Origin of the sequence: Actinomyces sp., assembly GCF_030524025.1 — a bacterium.
Classification (GTDB): Bacteria; Actinomycetota; Actinomycetes; order Actinomycetales; family Actinomycetaceae; genus Actinomyces.
The window spans coordinates 1-17,772 of record NZ_JAUNHI010000024.1 but is presented as its reverse complement, the minus strand read 5'-3'; the positions used below and the strand labels follow the sequence as shown (position 1 = coordinate 17,772).

Below are 17,772 nucleotides of genomic sequence, written 5' to 3'. Positions count from 1 at the left end.
GGACGTGCTGAACGGTATCGAGCATCGGCCTGCTCCCGGGTCATTGGGCCCGGCGTGTCACCGCCGTCGTGGGTAGCCGCCGTCCGCCCGCGCCTGCGCCGGGCCGACACGGGCTCTGGACGGCCCCGGCCGGTCCCGCGCCGGCCCGTCGGCCGATCTCACGTGCGGGCGATGACGACGCCGGCGAGACGGCCCGTGACCGCCTGGCGGCGGTAGGAGTAGAAGCGCTCGTCCTCGTAGGTGCACCAGGTGGAGGCGGCGACCCGTCCCACGCCGGCGCGACGGAGCTGGGCGAGCACGCCGGCGGCGACGTCGAGGCCGGGGGTCCCCCAGCGCGTCGTCGAGGCGCAGGCGGGCTCGATCTGCGCGCTGCTGCGGTGCAGGGTCTCGGGGACCTCGTAGCAGCGCCCGCAGATCGACGGGCCGGTGGCCGCCCACAGGTCGGCAGGCTCGGCCCCCAGCGCCGCCAGCACCTCCAGTGCCGCGCCGACCACGCCGTCGAGCATGCCCCGGCGCCCGGCGTGGACCGCCGCCACGAGGGCCCCGTCGTGGGAGGCCAGGAGCAGTGGGACGCAGTCGGCCACGAGCACGCCGACCGCCGCCGGCCCGGGCCCGGCGGTCCGGGCGTCCAGCACGAGGGCGTCGGCCGTCGGCTCGGCACCGGTGTCGGCGGGGGCGACGAGGGCGGAGTGGACCTGGTTCATCCACGCCACGGCGCTGCGCCCGTCGGCGCGCCGGGCGGCGCCGACCAGTTCCTCGAGGCGGCACCTGAGGGCCCCGACGCGCGCCGGGTCATCACCGACATGCAGGGCCAGATTGGCCCCGGCATAGGGCTCCTGCGGCGTGACGGGCCGGGCCCCCGCGCCGCGGGTCGTGAAGTACCCGCGGGCACGGGGGCCCAGGTCGACCTCGAGCAGGTCCTCGCGGTGCAGCACTCCAGTGCTCAGCGCAGGAAGTCGGGCAGGTCGATCTCGTCGCGCTCGGCGTCGATCCCGATGACCCGGGGGACCTCGAGCTCGGGGACGGCCTCGGGTAGGGAGTCGTCGACATAGGCCGGAACCTCACTGGTGACCGCCGACAGCGGGACCGCCGGGCTCGGACTGGGGGCCGAGGCCGGGCGGGTCACCGGGTTGTCGGCGGCGTGGGCGCCGCGCGGGACGGCCACCGGCTCGGTGCGCGTCCGCGCGGCCGGGCGCGCCGAGGCCGCGGCCCGCGACAGGGAGCTCTCGACCGCCTTGGGCCGGAAGGTCTCGGCCGGGCCGGCGGTGACCGGCTCGTCGTCGAAGCCCGCGGCGATGACGGTGACGCGGACCTCATCGCCCAGGGCACCGTCGACCACGTTGCCGAAGATGATGTTGGCCTCCGGGTGGACAGACTCGCGCACGAGGTTGGCGGCCTCCGAGATCTCGAACAGGCCGAGGTCCGACCCGCCCTGGAAGAACAGGAGCACGCCGTGGGCGCCCTCGATCGAGGACTCCAGCAGGGGCGAGGCGATGGCCTGCTCGGTGGCGGCCAGCGCCCGGCCGTCCCCGGTGGCCGAGCCGATGCCCATGAGGGCGCTGCCGGCGTCCTGCATGACCGACTTGACGTCGTTGAAGTCCACGTTGATGAGACCGGGGGTGGTGATGAGCTCGGTGATGCCCTGGACACCCTGGAGGAGAACCTGGTCGGCCTGCTTGAAGGCGTCGACGACGCTGATGTGGCGGTCAGCGATCTGCAGGAGGCGATCGTTGGGGATGACAATGAGGGTGTCGACCTCGGCGCGCAGGTTGTTCACGCCGTCCTCGGCCTGGGCCGCACGGCGCCGGCCCTCGAACATGAAGGGGCGTGTCACGACGCCGATGGTCAGCGCGCTCAGCTCGCGGGCCACCCGGGCCACGACCGGCGCGGCGCCCGTTCCGGTGCCGCCGCCCTCCCCCGCAGTGACGAAGACCATGTCCGCGCCCGCCAGGGCCTCGCGGATGTCCTCGACGTGGTCCTCGGCCGCCTTGCGGCCGATCGCAGGGTCGGCACCCGCGCCCAGCCCGCGCGTGAGGTCCCTGCCGATGTCGAGCTTGGTGTCGGCGTCCGACATGAGCAGCGCCTGGGCGTCGGTGTTGACGGCGATGAATTCCACGCCGCGCAGGCCGGCCTCGATCATGCGGTTGACGGCGTTGACGCCACCGCCGCCAACGCCCACCACCTTGATAACTGCCTGGTAGTGCTGGGATTCCGCCACTGTCTGCCTCCGGGTGATCGTGCCGAGCCCGTCGGGGCTCCCCTCAACCTTCAACCTCAGGTTAAGGTTTATACTTATGTCATTCCTGCGATGACGAGGGCAACGCTATGGGGCGCGTCCGCGGCCCGGCCGTATTGAGCCCCGGCGTGTTCCGAGTTGTCACGGTCGGATCACGACGCGGTCACGAGGTGGTCGGGCTGCGCGGGCTCGACACGTCGTAGGTGCTCGCCTGGCGGGTCATCAGCTGGGCCAGGACACGCGCCTTGAGCGCCGATTCGGAGGTGTCGCCCCACACCACGGTGGCACCGGAGGCCAGGGTCAGGGTCACCCGCCCGGAGGCGGAGGCGCTGCCCGATACCACCTGTTCCCGGGTTGCCTGGTCGAGGCTGCCGACCACCTGCGCCACGGCACTGACCTGCGCCGCGTCGGGGTCCTGGTCCTCCGAGACGATCGTCACCAGGCCGGCCGGGGGCTGCTCGACGGTCTCGAGCACCACCGCCTCCCCGTCCAGGACCTCATAACCGGCCTCGACCTGGCGCACTGCCACGGGCACCCGCATCGTCAGGGTCACCGTCAGGCCGTGGGGCCAGGAGCGGGTCACGCTCGCCGAGTCGACCCGCACGAGGGAGTCGGCGACCTCATCGCCCAGGACCGACACGTCCAGGCGCACCAGTGCCATCCCTTCGTGGGTGGCCAGGACCTCGCGGACCTGCTCGGTCGAGACCGTGCCGTCCGAGCCGGTCACGGTCACCTCCCCCATGCGCAGGGCCAGCAGCGGGGAGAAGGCCAGTGCCCACACGAGCGCCGCGACCACGCCCAGGACGATGAGGACGGCTCCCAGGCGCCGGGCGTGCAGGGACCGCGCGGCCTGGCGCTGCTCAGCGAGCCTGTCGGTCAGTCCGGTGGACACCACCCGGTCGCGGCGGGCCGGCCCGGGCTGGGTCGCCGTGCCCCGGCCGAAGACCTCGAGGCCTCCGCCCGCGCGCTGCCGGGCCAGCTCCCGGCCCGGGCCCCGTGCGCGGCGCCCGGAGGCGGGCCCAGTGGCGCCCGTGGCCCCGGCGGCCCCCGAGTCGACGTCCTCGGGGGCGGAGGGGCGCGGGGAGCCCGGTTTCCTCATCGCGCCTCGCCCACGCGCAGGTGGGCCAGGACGACGTCGGCGATCTCGGTGACGTCCCCGGCGCCGACGGTCAGGAGCAGGTCGCCTCGACGCGCAGCCCCGGCTAGCTCCTCGGCGGCCTGCAGGCGGTCGGCCACGTAGCGTCCGCGGCCACCGGGGACACGCTCGGCGACGGTCAGGCCGCTGACCCCGGGGAAGTCCTCGGCGACCTCGCGGGCGGCGTAGACGGCGGTGACCACCACCAGGTCGGCCCGTCCCAGCGCCGCTCCGAAGCGCTCGGCGAAGTCGCGGGTGCGGGAGAACAAGTGCGGCTGGAACAGGACGAGGACCCGGCCGCCGCGCTCCTGGGCGACGCTGCGGGCGGCCTTCATGAGGGCCTCGATCTCGGTGGGGTGGTGGGCGTAGTCGTCGACCACCCGCACGCCGCCCGCCTCACCGCGGTCCTCGAAGCGGCGCCCGGTTCCACCGAAGGAGCCCAGGGCGCGCGCCATCTGCTCAGCCCCGACGCCCAGCTCGAGGCCCGCGGCCCAGGCCCCGGCGGCGTCGAGGGCCACGTGGTCCCCCGGCAGGGACAGCTCGAGGGCGACCGGGGCCGAGGCCTGCAAGCCGGCGGGGCCGGCCGTCCAACGCGTGAGCGCGGCGCCGGTGGAGCCGGCTCGGCGGTCCGTGATCTCCAGGACGACATGGGCCTCGCCCACCAGGTCACCGCCGGGCAGCTCATCGGGTCGGGCCGTGCCGAAGGTGATGACGCGGGCTCCACGCTCCCCGGCCCCGCGGGCCAGGCGCAGGGCCCCGGGGTCGTCGGCGCAGGCGATGAGCACCCCCCCGGGCACGAGCCGGTCGGCGAAGTCGGCGAAGGCCTTCTCAAAGGCCTCGGTGGAGCCATAGGAGTCGAGGTGGTCGGGCTCGACGTTGGTGACGAGCTCGATGGCCGGGGAGTAGTTGAGGAAGGACCGGTCGGACTCGTCGGCCTCGGCGACGAAGGCCCGGCCGGAGCCCAGGTGCGCACCGGTGCCCAGGGCGCGCACGACCCCGCCCACGGCGAAGGAGGGGTCCTGACCGGCCTCGCTCAGCGCCTGGGCGAGCATGCCCGAGGTGGTCGTCTTGCCGTGGGCGCCGGCGACGGCGACGAAGTCGCGGCCGGCCGCCGCCAGGGCGAGCGCCTGGGAGCGGTGCAGGATCTCCTGGCCGCGGCTGCGGGCCACGACGAGCTCGGGGTTGTCCTCCTTGATGGCGGTGGACACGACGAGTGTGGCCTCGGCGGGCACGTGGTCGGCCGAGTGGCCGACCACGACGCGCAGGCCGCGCGCGCGCAGACCCGCCAACGCCCGCCCCTCGGTGACGTCCGAGCCCGACACCCGGGCACCGCGCTCGGCCAGGAGGAGGGCCAGGACGCTCATCCCCGCCCCTCCGATGCCCACGAGATGGAAGGACAGGCCCTCCAGGTCCGCCGGAGCCGTGTCCGTCGACGGGATGGTGCTCATCGCTCCTCCTGACCGGGGTCGTCGGTTGCGGCGCCGTCCTGCGGGCCGGGCGGGTCGGCGGGAAGGTCGCCGGCCACGTCGCGCACGAGGGCGGCCAGGCGGGCCGCCGCGTCGCGCACCCCGGTCGAGGCCGCCGCCCGCGCCGCCTTGTCCCGCTCCTCGGGATCGCTCAGCAGGTCGATGAAGGAGCGCAGGTCGTCGACCGACAGGTCGGCGTCGGCCACGAGCCTGCCGCCGCCGGCGGCCACGCAGTCCGCGGCGTTGAGCCGCTGCTCACCGTTGCCGATGGGCAGGGGCACGTAGAGGGCCGGCAGGCCCAGTGCGGTCAGCTCGGCGACCGTGCCCGCGCCCGAGCGGCAGACGACGCCGTCGGCGCAGGCGTAGGCCTGTTCCATGGTCGTCAGGTAGTCCAGGACGTGGTAGCGCTCGGCCAGGTCTCCGTCCCCCGCGGCTGCGGCGACCGCGGCGCGCACCGGGCCGTCCTTGTCCCGGCCGGTCAGGTGGAGGACCTGAAGGTCGGCGGGCAGGTGCCCCAGGGCCGCCGTGACGACCGCGTTGAGGTGCTGGGCGCCCAGGGAACCGCCGGTGATGAGCAGGGTCGTGGCACTGGGGTCCAGGCCGAGCGCGGCCGCGCCCTCGTGGCGCGCCGCCATGGCTCCCTCGGCGGTGGCACGCCGGGCGACGAGCTCGCCGATGGCCGGGCGCAGGGGCAGGCCGGTCACCTCGGTCCTGCCCGAGGAGGCCGACAGCCGGGTCGATGCGAAGGTGAGGGCCACCGCAGCCGCCCATCCGGCGCCGAGGCGGTTGGCCAGGCCCGGACGGGCGTTCTGCTCGTGGATGACCACCGGCACCCCGCTGCGGCGGGCGGCGAGGTAGGCGGGGGTGGACACGAAGCCCCCGAAGCCGACGACGACGTCGGCCCCGACGCGCTCGATGGCGGCACCGGCGTCGGCCACCGCCCGGCGCATCCGGCGGGGCAGGAGGAACAGGTCGCCGGTGGGCCGCCGGGGCATGGGCACCCGCGCCACGTGGGCGAGCTCGTAGCCGGCCTCGGGGACCAGGCGGCTCTCGAGACCCTCGCGGGTGCCCAGCACGAGGACGCGGGTGCCCGGGTCGCCGCCGGAGCCGGGGTCCTGCAGGGCCGCCGCCGTGGCCAGCAGCGGGTTGACGTGCCCAGCCGTGCCGCCCCCGGCCAGTAGGACGCGCAGTGGGCGGCCGGGGGGCGCGGGGCGGTCGGGCTCGGTCGACGGCCCTTGGGGCGGGGTCTCAGGCACGGTTCCTCCTGCGGGGTGCGATGACGGCCAGGGTACGGCGCACGGCCCCGGCGCGGGCACGCAGCGCCTGACGCGCCCCGGGCTCGTTGCGTGCGAAGGCGAGCAGCACACCGATCCCCAGGAGCACGGACATGAGTGCGGAGCCGCCGGCGCTGATGAGAGGCAGCGGGACGCCCAGGACGGGCAGCAGCCCGACGACCACCGACATGTTGATGAGGGCCTGCCCGACGATCCAGGCCATGAGCCCGCCGGTGACCACCGAGACGTACAGGGAGGTCGAGCGGCGGATGATCCGCACGCAGCAGCCGCCGAGCACGGCGAACAGGGCGACGACGAGCAGGGTGCCCACGAGGCCGAACTCCTCGCCCAGGACGGCGAAGATGTAGTCGGAGTCGGCCTGGGTCAGGTAGCCCCACTTCTGGCGGGACTCCCCTGGGCCCACGCCCCACCAGCCGCCTGTGCCCAGCGCCCACAGGCCGTGCTTGGGCTGGTAGCCGACGTCGAGGGGGTCGGCGCCCTCGGGGTTCCACCAGGCGATGATGCGCGCACGCCGGTTGGCCGACAGGGCGGTCAGCAGGCAGAAGGCGGTGGCTCCCGCCGCGCCGAGCCAGACGAACCAGCGCCAGCCCAGCCCACCCATCCACAGGGCCCCGGCCACGAGCAGGGCCAGGACGATGACCGTGCCGAGGTCCCCTCCGCCCAGGACGAGGACGACGGCCACGGCGGCGGGGGCGAAGATCCAGCCCAGGAGCCGGCCGGCCTGGCGCCAGGTGGTCACCCCCTCGACGAAGGCGTCCTGGCGCGTGGAGACCATGACGCCCAGGAAGAGGCACAGGCCCAGCTTGATGAACTCCGAGGGCTGGATCGTTCCGACCACGGGGATCTTGATCCAGTTGCAGTTGCCCCCCGCGCAGTAGCGCAGGCCTGGCGCGTAGACGAGCAGCTGGGCGGCGCAGGAGGCGATGAGGGCCGGCCAGGCCATCAGCTTGAGCATCCTGATGGGCGTGCGGGCCAGCAGTGCCATCCCGACCAGGCCCAGGACCGCGAAGACGAGGTAGCGCGCGAAGCTGGTGAAGGCGTTGCCGCCGGTCTGGGCGATGGTCACCGACTGGACGGAGAAGACCATCGTCAGACCCAGGGTCAGCAGCGTGAGCGCGGCGATGAGCAGGGCGTAGTAGGTCAGTGTCGAGCGGTCCCCCTCGATGGGGCCGTCCGGCCCGGTCAGCCGGTGCCACCGGTCGGCGATCGACCCCGGTCGGGGGACCCTCGGACGGACCTTCGGCGTCCGTCCGCCGACCGGCCTCGGGTCGGCGGAGGCCATCAGTCCCCCTCCCGGTGGGAGGGTGCCGGGTGGGCCGGGCCGTTGACGTGCGCACGGGCTGCGCGGGTGAACAGCTCACCGCGCTCGGCGTAGGAGCGGAACTGGTCCCAGGAGGCGCAGGCCGGGGCGAGCATGACGGTGTCCCCGGGGCGGGCCATGGCCGCTGCGGCGGCGACCGCGGCATCGGCCACCTCACGCGCCCCGCCATGGGGGACCCGGGTGACCGGGAGCCCGGGGGCCTGTTCGGCCAGTGCTCTGAGGACCCCCTCGGGGTCAGCGCCGATCACAACCGCGCCGCGCAGCACCGGCCGCACTGCCTGGACGAGGTCGGTCAGGTCGGCGCCCTTGGCGTCGCCCCCGACGATCCACACCCCGGTGCCGGGGGGCAGGGAGCTGAGGGCCGCCTCGGCGGCGTGCGGGTTGGTGGCCTTGGAGTCGTCCACCCAGGTCACCCCTGCGCCCTGCGCCACGGTCGCCAGGCGGTGAGCCCCGGGGGTGAAGGCGCGCAGGCCGCGTGCCACGGCGCGGGGGTCGGCGGCCACGGCCTCGTGGGCCAGGGCCAGTGCGGCGGCGGCCAGGGCGTCGGCCACGACGTGGGGAGGCAGGCGCTCGGCGTCCCCACCGGGGGCCAGGTGGGCCAGGTCGGCCAGGGTCGCCAGCTCGGTGCCCGAGCGCAGGCGGTCGGCGTGGTGGGCGCGGTCGACCAGGACCTCCTCGACCATCCCGACCTGCCCCAGGGCGGGGGCCGCCAGGGTGAAGCCGACAGCCCGGCAGCCCTCGACGACGTCGGCCTCCTCGACCATGCGTACGGTGGCCGGGTCGGCGACGTTGTAGACGGCCGCCCGCCGGGTGCGGGCGTAGACCCGGGCCTTGTCGGCCGCGTATGCCTCGAAGCCCCCGTGCCAGTCGAGGTGGTCAGGCGCCAGGTTGAGGCAGGCCGAGGCCAGAGGAGAGACCGAGCGGGTCGTGTGGAGCTGGAAGCTGGACAGCTCAACGGCCATGGCCTGGGCGCGGCCCTCGAGCACGGTGGTGACGACGGGCACGCCGATGTTGCCCACTGCCGGGGCGTTGAGGCCCGCGGCCGCCAGGATCGCCGCGAGCATGCCCGCCGTCGTCGTCTTGCCATCGGTACCGGTCAGCGTGAGCCAGGGCACCCGGGGGTCGCGTGCCTGCTGGAGGCGCCAGGCCAGCTCGATCTCGCTCCACACCTCGATGCCCGCGCGTCGGGCAGCGCCCAGGACCGGGCCGGTGGCGGGCACCCCCGGGGAGACGATGAGCAGGTCCGCGCCGAGCCCCTCGAGCGCCTCGGCCAGGTCGTGGGCCTCGCCGACCGTCGAGGCCTCGACGCGCCCGCCCAGCCCGGCGACGGCCTCGGGCCGCGTGTCCAGCAGGTGGGCGCGCGCCCCGAGCCCGTCGAGGGCCTCGAGGACGGCCAGGCCCGTGGTTCCCGCCCCGACGACGCCCACGAGTGCGCCGTCGAGCCGTTCCAAGGACGTGGGGGTGGTCGTCATGGTCCTTACCTGATCATCGTGCGTGCCCGTGCCTGGCGGGCGGGGAGGCGGTCGGTCAGTTCCGTCGCCGCGAGTGGCCTCAGGACACGAGGTACTCGGCGTAGAACAGCCCCAGGCCCACCACGACGCAGGCGCCGGCGATGATCCAGAAGCGGATGACGACGTTGACCTCGGTCCATCCTCCCAGTTCGAAGTGGTGGTGCAGCGGTGCCATGCGGAAGACACGCCGACCGGTGGTCTTGAAGGACAGGACCTGGATGCCCACGCTCATGACCTCGGCGAGGAACAGCCCACCGATGACGACCGCGAGGAACTCGGTGCGTGTGAGGATCGACAGGCCGGCCACGGCCCCTCCCAGGGCGAGCGAGCCGGTGTCCCCCATGAAGATCTTGGCCGGGGAGGCGTTCCACCACAGGAAGCCGAAGCAGGCCCCCATGAGCGCCGCGGCGATCATGGCCAGGTCTCGCGGGTCGCGGGTCTGGTAGCACAGCGTGGCCACCGCATCGCCGTGGCCGTAGGTGCAGGACTGGTTGGTCTGCCACACCCCGATGAGGGTGTAGGCCCCGAATGCCATGGCCGAGGACCCCGCGGCCAGGCCGTCGAGTCCGTCGGTGAGGTTGACAGCGTTGGACCAGGCGGTGATGAGGAAGTTGGCCCACACGACGAACAGGACCACGCCCAGCCCGGCACCGGCGAAAGCCAGGTCGATGGTGGAGTCGCGGGCGAAGGACACGCGGGTGGAGGCCGGGGTCAGCCCGTTGCGATCAGCGAAGGCCAGGGCCGCCACCGAGAAGGTGATGCCGATGAGTGCCTGGCCGACGATCTTCTGCCAGGCCCGCAGCCCCAGGGAGCGCTGCTTGGAGATCTTGGCGAAGTCGTCGACGAAGCCGATCAGGCCCAGGCCGACGATGAGGAAGAGCAGGAGCACCCCCGAGGCGCGCGGGGTGCGCAGCTCGACGAGGTTGGCCACCGCGTAGCCCAGCACGGTGGCCACGATGACGACCATGCCGCCCATCGTCGGAGTGCCGCGCTTGGTCAGGTGCTGCTGGGGGCCGTCCTGGCGGATGAACTGGCCGTACTCGCGCCGGTGGAGGAAGCGGATGAGCAGGGGCGTGCCCAGCAGGGTCACGAGCAGGCCCACAGCGGCGGACAGGAGGATCGCGGTCATCGGTCGGTGGCCTCCTTGAGGTGGTCGGCCACGCGCCAGGCGCCTGAGCCTTGGGATCCCTTGACGAGGACGGCGTCGCCGTCGAGCAGGAGGTCGTCGATGGAGGCGACCGCCTCCTGCGCATCGGTCATGAGCACGGTGCGCGCGCCCGCGCGGGCCGCCTCCTGCAGGAGCGGATCGGTGCCCGCACCGATGCCCACGACGAGCCTGGCGCCGACCTCCCCGGCGATCCTGCCGGCCAGGGCGTGGTCGGCGCGGGCGGACTCGCCGAGCTCGAGCATCTCGGAGACGACGACGACCGTCGGCCTCCTGCCGGCGACCACCGGCAGCGAGCGCAGGGCGGCCGTCATCGAGTCGATGTTGGCGTTGTAGGAGTCGTCGAGGAGCAGGACCTGGCCGGCCGGACGCTCGACGAGCCCGACGTCCATCCGGTGGGGGCTCTCGATGCGGGCCTGCGCGAGCGCCTCGACCAGGTCGCGGGGGTCGGCGCCGGCGGCCAGGGCCAGGCCGGCCGCGGCCAGGGCGTTGGACACGTTGTGGCCGCCGGGAAGGGCCAGGGTGAGGTGCTGGGGGCCCGGCAGGCCGGGCAGGTGCAGGTCGAAGGAGGCGTGGGCCCGGTCCCCCAGCCGGACCCCGGTGGCGCGCAGCTCGGCCTCGGGGTCGCCCGCCGCCGAGAAGGTGAGCACCCGCGCCGGCGCCAGCTCGGCCATCGCCAGGGCCCGGGGGTCGTCCCGGTTGAGCACCGCCGTGCCGGTGGGCACCAGCCCGCGCAGGATCTCGGCCTTGGCGGCGGCCACGCCCTCAACCGAGCCGAAGCCGCCCATGTGGGCGTGGCCGACCATGAGGACCGCGGCGGCGTCCAGCGGCGCGATGTCGGTGAGGTAGTCGATGTGCCCCGGGCCGGAGGCCCCCATCTCTAGGACGAGGTAGCGGGTGGACTCCTCGGCGCCCAGGACGGTCATGGGCAGGCCGATCTCGTTGTTGAAGCTGGCCACCGGGGCGATGGTAGGCCCCTGGGCGGCCAGGAGCTGACGGGTGAGGTCCTTGGTCGTCGTCTTGCCCACCGACCCGGTCATGCCCACCACCGTCAGTGCCCGGCCACGGCGAACGGCGCGCTCGCGCAGGTCGGCCAGGTGGCCGCGTGCCAGCGCGCCCAGTGCCTCAACCGTGTCGGGGACGACGAGCAGGGGCAAGTCCTGCCCGCCGCCCTCGCGCTCCAGGGCCGCCCGGGCCGCCTGCGGGTCGGAGACCAGGGCCGCGGTCCCACCGGCCCGGGCCACCTGCCCCAGGTGGGCGTGCCCATCGGTGCGCTGCCCGGCGATGGCAACGAACAGGCAGCCCGGCCCGGCGCGGCGGGAGTCGGTGATCACGTCCGTGACCACGCCAGTGACCACGCCCGTGACCACATCGGTACCGGGCCCGCCGGCCGCTGGGACGGCCGGCGCCCGCTCCGCCACCAGGTCGGTCGGCACGGCGCCGACCATGGCGGCGATCTCGGTAAGGGAACGGGGAATCATGCGTGTCAGCTCCTGCCCCACTTGTCCGCGACCGCTTGGCGCATGACGGGGGCGTCGTTGTAGCGGATGAACTCACCGGCGGCCTCGAGGAAGGGCTCGTGGCCCTTGCCGGTGACGATGACGGTGTCCTGGGGGCCGCACAGCTCGACGCCGCGGCGCACGGCGTCTGCGCGCCAGGTCGTGACCTCCTCGACGTCGGCCAGGTCGGGACGCACGGAGCGCACCCCCGACAGGACCGCCTCGCGGATCGACCCGGGGTCCTCCGAACGGGGGTTCTCGTCGGTGACGACGAGCACGTCGGCCAGGCGGGCCGCGACCTCGCCGAGCATCGGGCGCTTGCCCTCGTCGCGGTCGCCGTCCGCGCCGAAGACGACGATGAGGCGTCCCGGGGTGATCTGGCGCACCGCCGTCAGGGCGAGCTCGAGGGCGTCGGGCGTGTGGGCGAAGTCGACGATGCACGTGCCCCGCACCCCGTCCCGCTGGCAGACGCGCTGCATCCGGCCGGGGATGTCGTGGGCCCGGGCCAGGGCGGCGACCGCCGTATCTGCCGGGACGCCTGCGCGGATCGCCATGACCAGCGCCAGGGCGGCGTTCTGGACGTTGACCAGTCCCGGCAGCGGACAGGAGGCCTCGAGGCGCTCGCCCTGCGGCCCGTGAAGGACGAAGGTCGTGGCGGCGTCGGTCATCGACACCTCGGCGTCAGTCACCCACCAATCGGTCTCCGCCTGGCCGGGGTAGGCCCGCAGCCGGTCGAGCTCGATGAGCCCCGCCTGGCGGACCCGTGCTGCCAGTGCGGCGCCCCACTGGTCGTCGACGCAGACCACGCCCCGGCGGGAGTGCTCGGGGGTGAACAGGGTGGCCTTGGCCTCGAGGTAGTCCTCCATGGTCCGGTGGAAGTCGAGGTGGTCGCGCTGGAGGTTGGTGAAGCCGGCGACATCGACGACAGTGCCGTCCAAGCGGTGCAGGACGATGGCGTGGCTCGAGGCCTCCAGGGCGGCGCCGCCCACGCCCTCCTCGACCGCCAGCGCCATGAGGCGCTGCAGGACGGGGGCCTCGACGGTCGTGCGCGGCGACTCCACCGACAGCCCTCCGACCCGCAGCTCGACGGTGCCGGCGATCATGCAGGCCCCCAGGTGGGCGGCCAGGATGGCGTTGAGGAAGTAGGCGGTGGTCGTCTTGCCGTTGGTGCCGGTCACCGCCATGGTCGTCAGCCGCCGGCAGGGGTGGTGGTGGACCTCCGCGGCGACCGGGCCCGCCAGCGCCCGGGGTTCGGGGTGGACGAGCACCGGCACGCCGGGCGCCTCCCGCCTGACGATCGCGGCACCCTCGGCGTCGGTGAGCACGGCCACGGCCCCGGCGGCCACGGCCTGGGCGGCGTAGTCCGCTCCGTGGGCCCTGAAGCCCGGCAGGGCGATGAAGAGCTCGCCAGGGGCGACGTCGGAGGAGTCCACGCTCACACCGACCACCTCCAGGCCCGAGCCGGCCCCCGGGTCACCGGCCAGGCCGAAGCGCTCGGCCAGCGCCCCCAGGGCAGTGGGCACCGGGTGGCGCGGGCGCAGCGCCGCTGCGGACTCGTAGGCGTGGGTGCTCATGGTTCCTCAATCTATCGCGACCGGGCAATCGTTTTAGTCAACCGGGATGCTAGCGCAGGGCATGGGCCGAGACACCGCAGGCGAGGGCCTCAGCCGACGGGTCACGCAGTGCGCAAGCACACACCCGCCGCCGGCCCGGCCGGCTCAACCCGAGGAGCTGGCGTCGGTGGCCTGCGGCGTCGGGGTCACCGTGGTGGTGTCCTGCGGGGTCTGGGCAACGCCCGCCTCCTGTGCGGCCTGGGCGGCATCGGCGTCGGCCTGGTCGGCGGCCTGCGAGGCGATGACCCCGGGGTCCGGGGCGATGCCCAGGGTGTGCATGGCTGCCAGCGCGATCTTGCGGAACACGGGAGCGGCGACCGTGCCGCCGTATGTCCCCTCGGGGCGGTAGACGATGACGGCCACGGCGATGGCGGGGTCACGGGCGGGGGTGAAGCCGACGAAGGAGGCCACGGTCCCGTCCTCGGTGAGGATCTCGGTCGTGCCGGTCTTGCCCGCCACGAGGTATCCGTCGATGGAGGCCGCCTCGGCCGTGCCGCCCTCCTGGGTCACGCCGATGAGCATCTCGGTGAGGGTCTGGGCGGTGGCCTCCGAGATGACCCGGTCGCCCAGGGCGGGCTCCTGGGCGGTCTCGACGCCCTCGGCGTCGATCCAGGCGTCGATGACCCGCGGGTGGACCATGACCCCCTTGTTGGCGACCGTGGCCAGCACCTGGACCGCCTGGAGGGCGGTGCCGGCGATGCCCTGGCCGAACATCGTCGTGTACCGGGTGCGCGCGTCCCACTCCGCCACCGGGATGACCAGGCCCGCCGACTCCCCGGGCATCTCGATGCCGGTCGTGGCCCCGTAGCCGAAGCGTTCGAGGTAGGAGTGGCGCACCTCGTCGGAGAGCCGCTCGCCGATCTGCACCGTGCCAACGTTGGAGGACTCGGCCAGGACCTGGGCGCTGGTGAGGACCTGGAGCGGGTGCTCGTGGGCGTCGCGGAAGCTCTCACCGTTCGATGTCGTCCAGGTGAAGGGGACGGTCCACTCCTCGGCGGGGTCGAGCACCCCCTCCTCGAGCGCCGAGGCGAAGGTGATGACCTTTCCCACGCTGCCGGGCTCGAAGACCGCCTGCACGCAGCGGGCGTAACGGTCGGCCTCCGGGGTGGCCGCGGGGTCGGCCGGGTCGACGGTGTGGGAGTCGGCCAGGACGAGGACCTTGCCGGTGGACGGCTCCATGACGATGGCGCAGCCCCACACGGCGCCCTGGGCGGCGACGACCTCGTCGACGGCCTCCTGGGCCAGTGCCTGGAGGTCGGGGTTGAGGGTGGTGCGCACGGTGACGCCCGGCACCGCCGGGACCTCCTGCTGCTCCCCGGTGGGGATGATCTCCCCGGTCTTGCCGATCTCGACGCTGCCCCGGCCGCCGGTGCCGGTCAGCAGGGCGTTCTGGGTGTTCTCCAGACCGGCGTTGCCCACGAGCACCCGCCCCTCGTCCTCGAAGGTGAAGCCCAGGACGTTGCCGGCCACGGTCCCCGCCGGGTAGGTGCGCCGGGTCCGCTGGTCGGGCTCGACCCCGGGGATCGCCAGGGCCTTGATCTGCCGCCAGGTGTCGGGGGCGACGGCCTCGGCGACGACGACGTAGGTCGAGTCCCCCACCATGGCCGCCCCCAGCTCCTGGGGGTCCAGGCCGAGGATCTCCCCCATCTGCTTGGCGGCGGCGGCGGGGCCATGGCCGACAACGACGGACTCCATCCGGCCCGTGCGCTGGTCGACACGGTCCTCGACGTGCTCGTACTGGGCGATCTTGACCTGGTTGACACCGATGTCGTAGGACACCGCCGAGGAGGCCAGCACCGTCCCCTCCCGTCCCAGGATGTCGCCCCGCGGGGCGCGGTTGACCCATGTCACGGTGCGCTCGGCCTTCGCCTGGGCCGCCAGCTCGGGCCCCGCGACCGTCTGCAGCCACGCGGTTCTGCCGGTCAGCGCGACGAAACCGGCGAGTCCGAGCGACTGGAGGACACGACGACGGCTGGGGTTCACGCGCCCTACTCCCCCGGCTTCTCGGCGGGCGCGCCGCCGGCCACCGTGGAGCTGTTGAGGTCGACGACACCGGGCGCGGCCGCGGGCACCATGCCCAGCTCGGCGGCGCGGGCGGCCAGGGCGTCGGGGGCCGAGACGTCCTGGACATCGGCGCGCACCGTCTCGATGTGGTCGTTGAGGACATTGAGCTCGACCTGGGCGGTCTTCATCTTGAAGGCCGTGTCGGCCATCCTCGCGTTGAGAGCCATCGAGGCGATGAGCGCTCCGGCCAGGATGACAACGACCAGGAGGAGGAAGGGCAGGGTCGCCCGCGCGGGGACGACACCGCGGACGACCCGCAGCTGGGGGGCCTCATGCTGATCGGCCGGGCGCGGGCGCGCCACGGTCTCGGTGCGTGCGCGACGCACCCGGGCGGTCGCCCCGTCGGTCAGGGCGCCCCAGGAGGGGGCGGCGGCGCTGCGCGCGGCTGTCGTGGTCATCGAGGCGTCCTTCCACGGTGGTTCTTGCTTGTCTGTTGTGCGCCCTGGGCGCGGTGCTCGGCGCCCGGTGCGGGGGCCTGGGCGGCGGGCCGGGTCCGGGCGGCGGCGCGCAGCCGCACCGAGGCGCTGCGCGGGTTGGCGGACTGCTCGGCGGCGTCGGCCCGCTCCGCACCGCGGGTGAGCAGCTCGAGGTAGGGCCGGGCCTGGGCCGGGACGACCGGCAGGTCCTGGGGGGCGCGGGCGGTGGCGCCCGCGGCCAGTGCCTGCTTGACGACACGGTCCTCCAGGCTCTGGTAGGACTCCACGACCAGGCGCCCTCCCACCCGCAGGGAGTTGAGCGCCCGTGGGACCGCGAGCTCAAGGACCTCGAGCTCGGCGTTGACCGCGATGCGCAGCGCCTGGAAGGTGCGCTTGGCCGGGTTGCCCCCGGTGCGGCGCGCTGCGGCCGGCACCGCGGCCCGCACGAGCTCGACCAGCTCGTCGGTCGTCGTCACCGGCTCGCCCGCCCGGCGCCGGCGCACGAGCGCGGAGGCGATGCGCGGGGCGAAGCGCTCCTCGCCGTAGGAGCGCAGGATCCTGACCAACTCGCGCTCCTCGGCCGTGTCGAGCAGCTCCTGGGCGGTCATGCCCCCGGACTGGTCCATGCGCATGTCCAGCGGGGCGGACCGGGCGTAGGAGAACCCGCGGTCGACCTCGTCGAGCTGGAGCGAGGACACGCCCAGGTCCATGAGGATCGCGTCGACGGTGCCGTCCTGGCGGACCGAGGCGGAGCGCGCGACCTCGTCGACGTGGTCGTAGGTGGTCTGCACCGCGCTGAAGCGCGGCCCGAAACGGGCCAGGCGCTCCCCGGCCAGGGCGATGGCCTGGGGGTCGCGGTCGATGCCCACGACCCGCAGCCCGGGGAAGCGCTCGAGCGCGGCCTCGGTGTGCCCGCCCATGCCCAGCGTGCAGTCGATGAGCACGGGCCCGTCGCCGTCCTGCGGCGCCAGGGCGGGAGCCAGCAGCTCGAGGCAGCGCTCCAGGAGGACCGGGATGTGACGACGGGAGGCGGGCGCAGCGGCCTCGGCCACCGGCACGACCGTGTCACCCGTGGTGCCCCTGGCACGCGAGGTGCGTGTGGGGCTCATGTTGCCCTCAATGGGAGTGCAGTCCACCCCAGTCCTCCTTTCGTGTCGTGCCCCAGGCGTTCCCAGCGTCGATCCCGGTCCGGCGGGCGGCGCCGTCGGGCGCCCGTCCGGGCTGCGCTCCCCGCCCCGGGCCGTCCCGCCAGGACTCCTCCCGCAGGTTCCGGCGCCGGGGAAGAGGCGTCGGACGGTGCGGCGGGCGGAGACCTCACGGGGCGGAACCGCGGGCGGTCAGCTCCAGGATGTCGTTGTCGTCGATGCCGGCCGTGGTGGCCGGGTCGGAACAGGTCAGAAGAAGCCCGGGATGATCTCCTCGGCGGTGTCGGCGAAGACCTGTTCCTGGGTGGCCAGGTAGTCCTCCCAGGCCGCTGCGTCCCAGATCTCCACGCGCGCCCCGGCGCCGATGACCGCCAGGTCGCGCTGGAGCCCTGCGTAGGCGCGCAGCGGGGCGGGGAGCGTGATGCGCCCCTGCTTGTCCGGGATCTGGGAGTCCGCGCCCGAGAGCATGACGCGCACGTAGTCGCGCGCCTGCTTCTGCGCCAAGGGCGCCTCACGGAGCTGGGCGTACATGCGCTCGAACTCCGCGGTGGTGAAGGCGTAGACGCAGCGCTCCTGCCCCCGGGTCAGGACGATCCCACCGGCGAGCTCGTCACGGAACTTCGCCGGGAGAATGAGCCGGCCCTTCTCGTCGAGCCGGGGGGCGTGGGTGCCCAAGAACATCGGGCGTCACTCCCTTCCCCCTCGACGATCCAGTGCACCCCACATTACTCCACTTCCCTCCCTTTCCTTCCACCATGACGTCGCCCTTCAGTCACGACGACGGCGTGACCCCGCTCAATCCGCAGAATTCCGCGGTGGAGGACAGTGGAGGGGCATGTGTCGACCCGCACCTCCCGGCGTGGCGCGGGCGGTGGGCACGGCCACTGGCAGTGGACTGGCAGTGGA

The 17,772-nt window shown here is 74.1% G+C and carries 14 protein-coding genes; all 14 read right to left on the bottom strand.

Annotated features, from left to right (window positions below; translation table 11 throughout):
• Nucleotides 1-158: 158 nt before the first annotated feature.
• The gene (locus tag Q4C85_RS09135; RefSeq protein ID WP_303141485.1) at nucleotides 159-932 is read right to left on the bottom strand and encodes a polyphenol oxidase family protein; all 774 of its coding nucleotides are present in this window, start codon (nucleotides 930-932) and stop codon (nucleotides 159-161) included.
• Nucleotides 933-943: 11 nt separating this feature from the next.
• Entirely contained in the window at nucleotides 944-2,218 is a 1,275-nt protein-coding gene (gene ftsZ, locus Q4C85_RS09130; RefSeq protein ID WP_303141483.1) for a cell division protein FtsZ, read from the bottom strand.
• A gap of 181 nt (nucleotides 2,219-2,399) precedes the next feature.
• The gene (locus Q4C85_RS09125) at nucleotides 2,400-3,335 is read right to left on the bottom strand and encodes a cell division protein FtsQ/DivIB (RefSeq protein ID WP_303141463.1); all 936 of its coding nucleotides are present in this window, start codon (nucleotides 3,333-3,335) and stop codon (nucleotides 2,400-2,402) included.
• Nucleotides 3,332-4,819, bottom strand: a complete 1,488-nt coding sequence (murC, locus tag Q4C85_RS09120) for a UDP-N-acetylmuramate--L-alanine ligase (RefSeq protein WP_303141461.1) — start codon at nucleotides 4,817-4,819, stop codon at nucleotides 3,332-3,334. Before murC ends, Q4C85_RS09125 begins: the two co-directional genes overlap by 4 nt.
• Nucleotides 4,816-6,027 (bottom strand): glycosyltransferase, encoded by a 1,212-nt coding sequence (locus Q4C85_RS09115; protein WP_303141482.1) that lies wholly within the window; start codon nucleotides 6,025-6,027, stop codon nucleotides 4,816-4,818. Before Q4C85_RS09115 ends, murC begins: the two co-directional genes overlap by 4 nt.
• Before the next feature lie 58 nt (nucleotides 6,028-6,085).
• On the bottom strand, nucleotides 6,086-7,414 hold the full coding sequence (locus tag Q4C85_RS09110) for an FtsW/RodA/SpoVE family cell cycle protein (protein WP_303141460.1): 1,329 nt from the start codon (nucleotides 7,412-7,414) through the stop codon (nucleotides 6,086-6,088).
• Nucleotides 7,414-8,925, bottom strand: a complete 1,512-nt coding sequence (gene murD, locus Q4C85_RS09105; protein WP_303141458.1) for a UDP-N-acetylmuramoyl-L-alanine--D-glutamate ligase — start codon at nucleotides 8,923-8,925, stop codon at nucleotides 7,414-7,416. Before murD ends, Q4C85_RS09110 begins: the two co-directional genes overlap by 1 nt.
• Nucleotides 8,926-9,004: 79 nt before the next feature.
• Entirely contained in the window at nucleotides 9,005-10,093 is a 1,089-nt protein-coding gene (gene mraY, locus Q4C85_RS09100; protein ID WP_303141456.1) for a phospho-N-acetylmuramoyl-pentapeptide-transferase, read from the bottom strand.
• Nucleotides 10,090-11,610: a UDP-N-acetylmuramoyl-tripeptide--D-alanyl-D-alanine ligase gene (murF, locus tag Q4C85_RS09095; protein ID WP_303141454.1), complete on the bottom strand. Its 1,521-nt coding sequence runs from the start codon at nucleotides 11,608-11,610 to the stop codon at nucleotides 10,090-10,092. Before murF ends, mraY begins: the two co-directional genes overlap by 4 nt.
• Before the next feature lie 5 nt (nucleotides 11,611-11,615).
• Nucleotides 11,616-13,202, bottom strand: coding sequence for a UDP-N-acetylmuramoyl-L-alanyl-D-glutamate--2,6-diaminopimelate ligase (locus Q4C85_RS09090; protein WP_303141452.1), 1,587 nt, complete (start codon nucleotides 13,200-13,202; stop codon nucleotides 11,616-11,618).
• Between the two features lie 144 nt (nucleotides 13,203-13,346).
• Complete coding sequence (locus Q4C85_RS09085) at nucleotides 13,347-15,224, bottom strand: penicillin-binding protein 2 (RefSeq protein ID WP_303141450.1); 1,878 nt, start codon at nucleotides 15,222-15,224, stop codon at nucleotides 13,347-13,349.
• A 5-nt stretch (nucleotides 15,225-15,229) separates the two neighbouring features.
• Nucleotides 15,230-15,703: a hypothetical protein gene (locus Q4C85_RS09080; protein WP_303141448.1), complete on the bottom strand. Its 474-nt coding sequence runs from the start codon at nucleotides 15,701-15,703 to the stop codon at nucleotides 15,230-15,232.
• Nucleotides 15,700-16,830, bottom strand: a complete 1,131-nt coding sequence (rsmH, locus tag Q4C85_RS09075) for a 16S rRNA (cytosine(1402)-N(4))-methyltransferase RsmH (protein ID WP_303141447.1) — start codon at nucleotides 16,828-16,830, stop codon at nucleotides 15,700-15,702. The genes Q4C85_RS09080 and rsmH overlap by 4 nt, the downstream gene beginning before the upstream one ends.
• A gap of 285 nt (nucleotides 16,831-17,115) precedes the next feature.
• On the bottom strand, nucleotides 17,116-17,547 hold the full coding sequence (mraZ, locus tag Q4C85_RS09070) for a division/cell wall cluster transcriptional repressor MraZ (protein WP_303141446.1): 432 nt from the start codon (nucleotides 17,545-17,547) through the stop codon (nucleotides 17,116-17,118).
• Nucleotides 17,548-17,772: the final 225 nt, after the last annotated feature.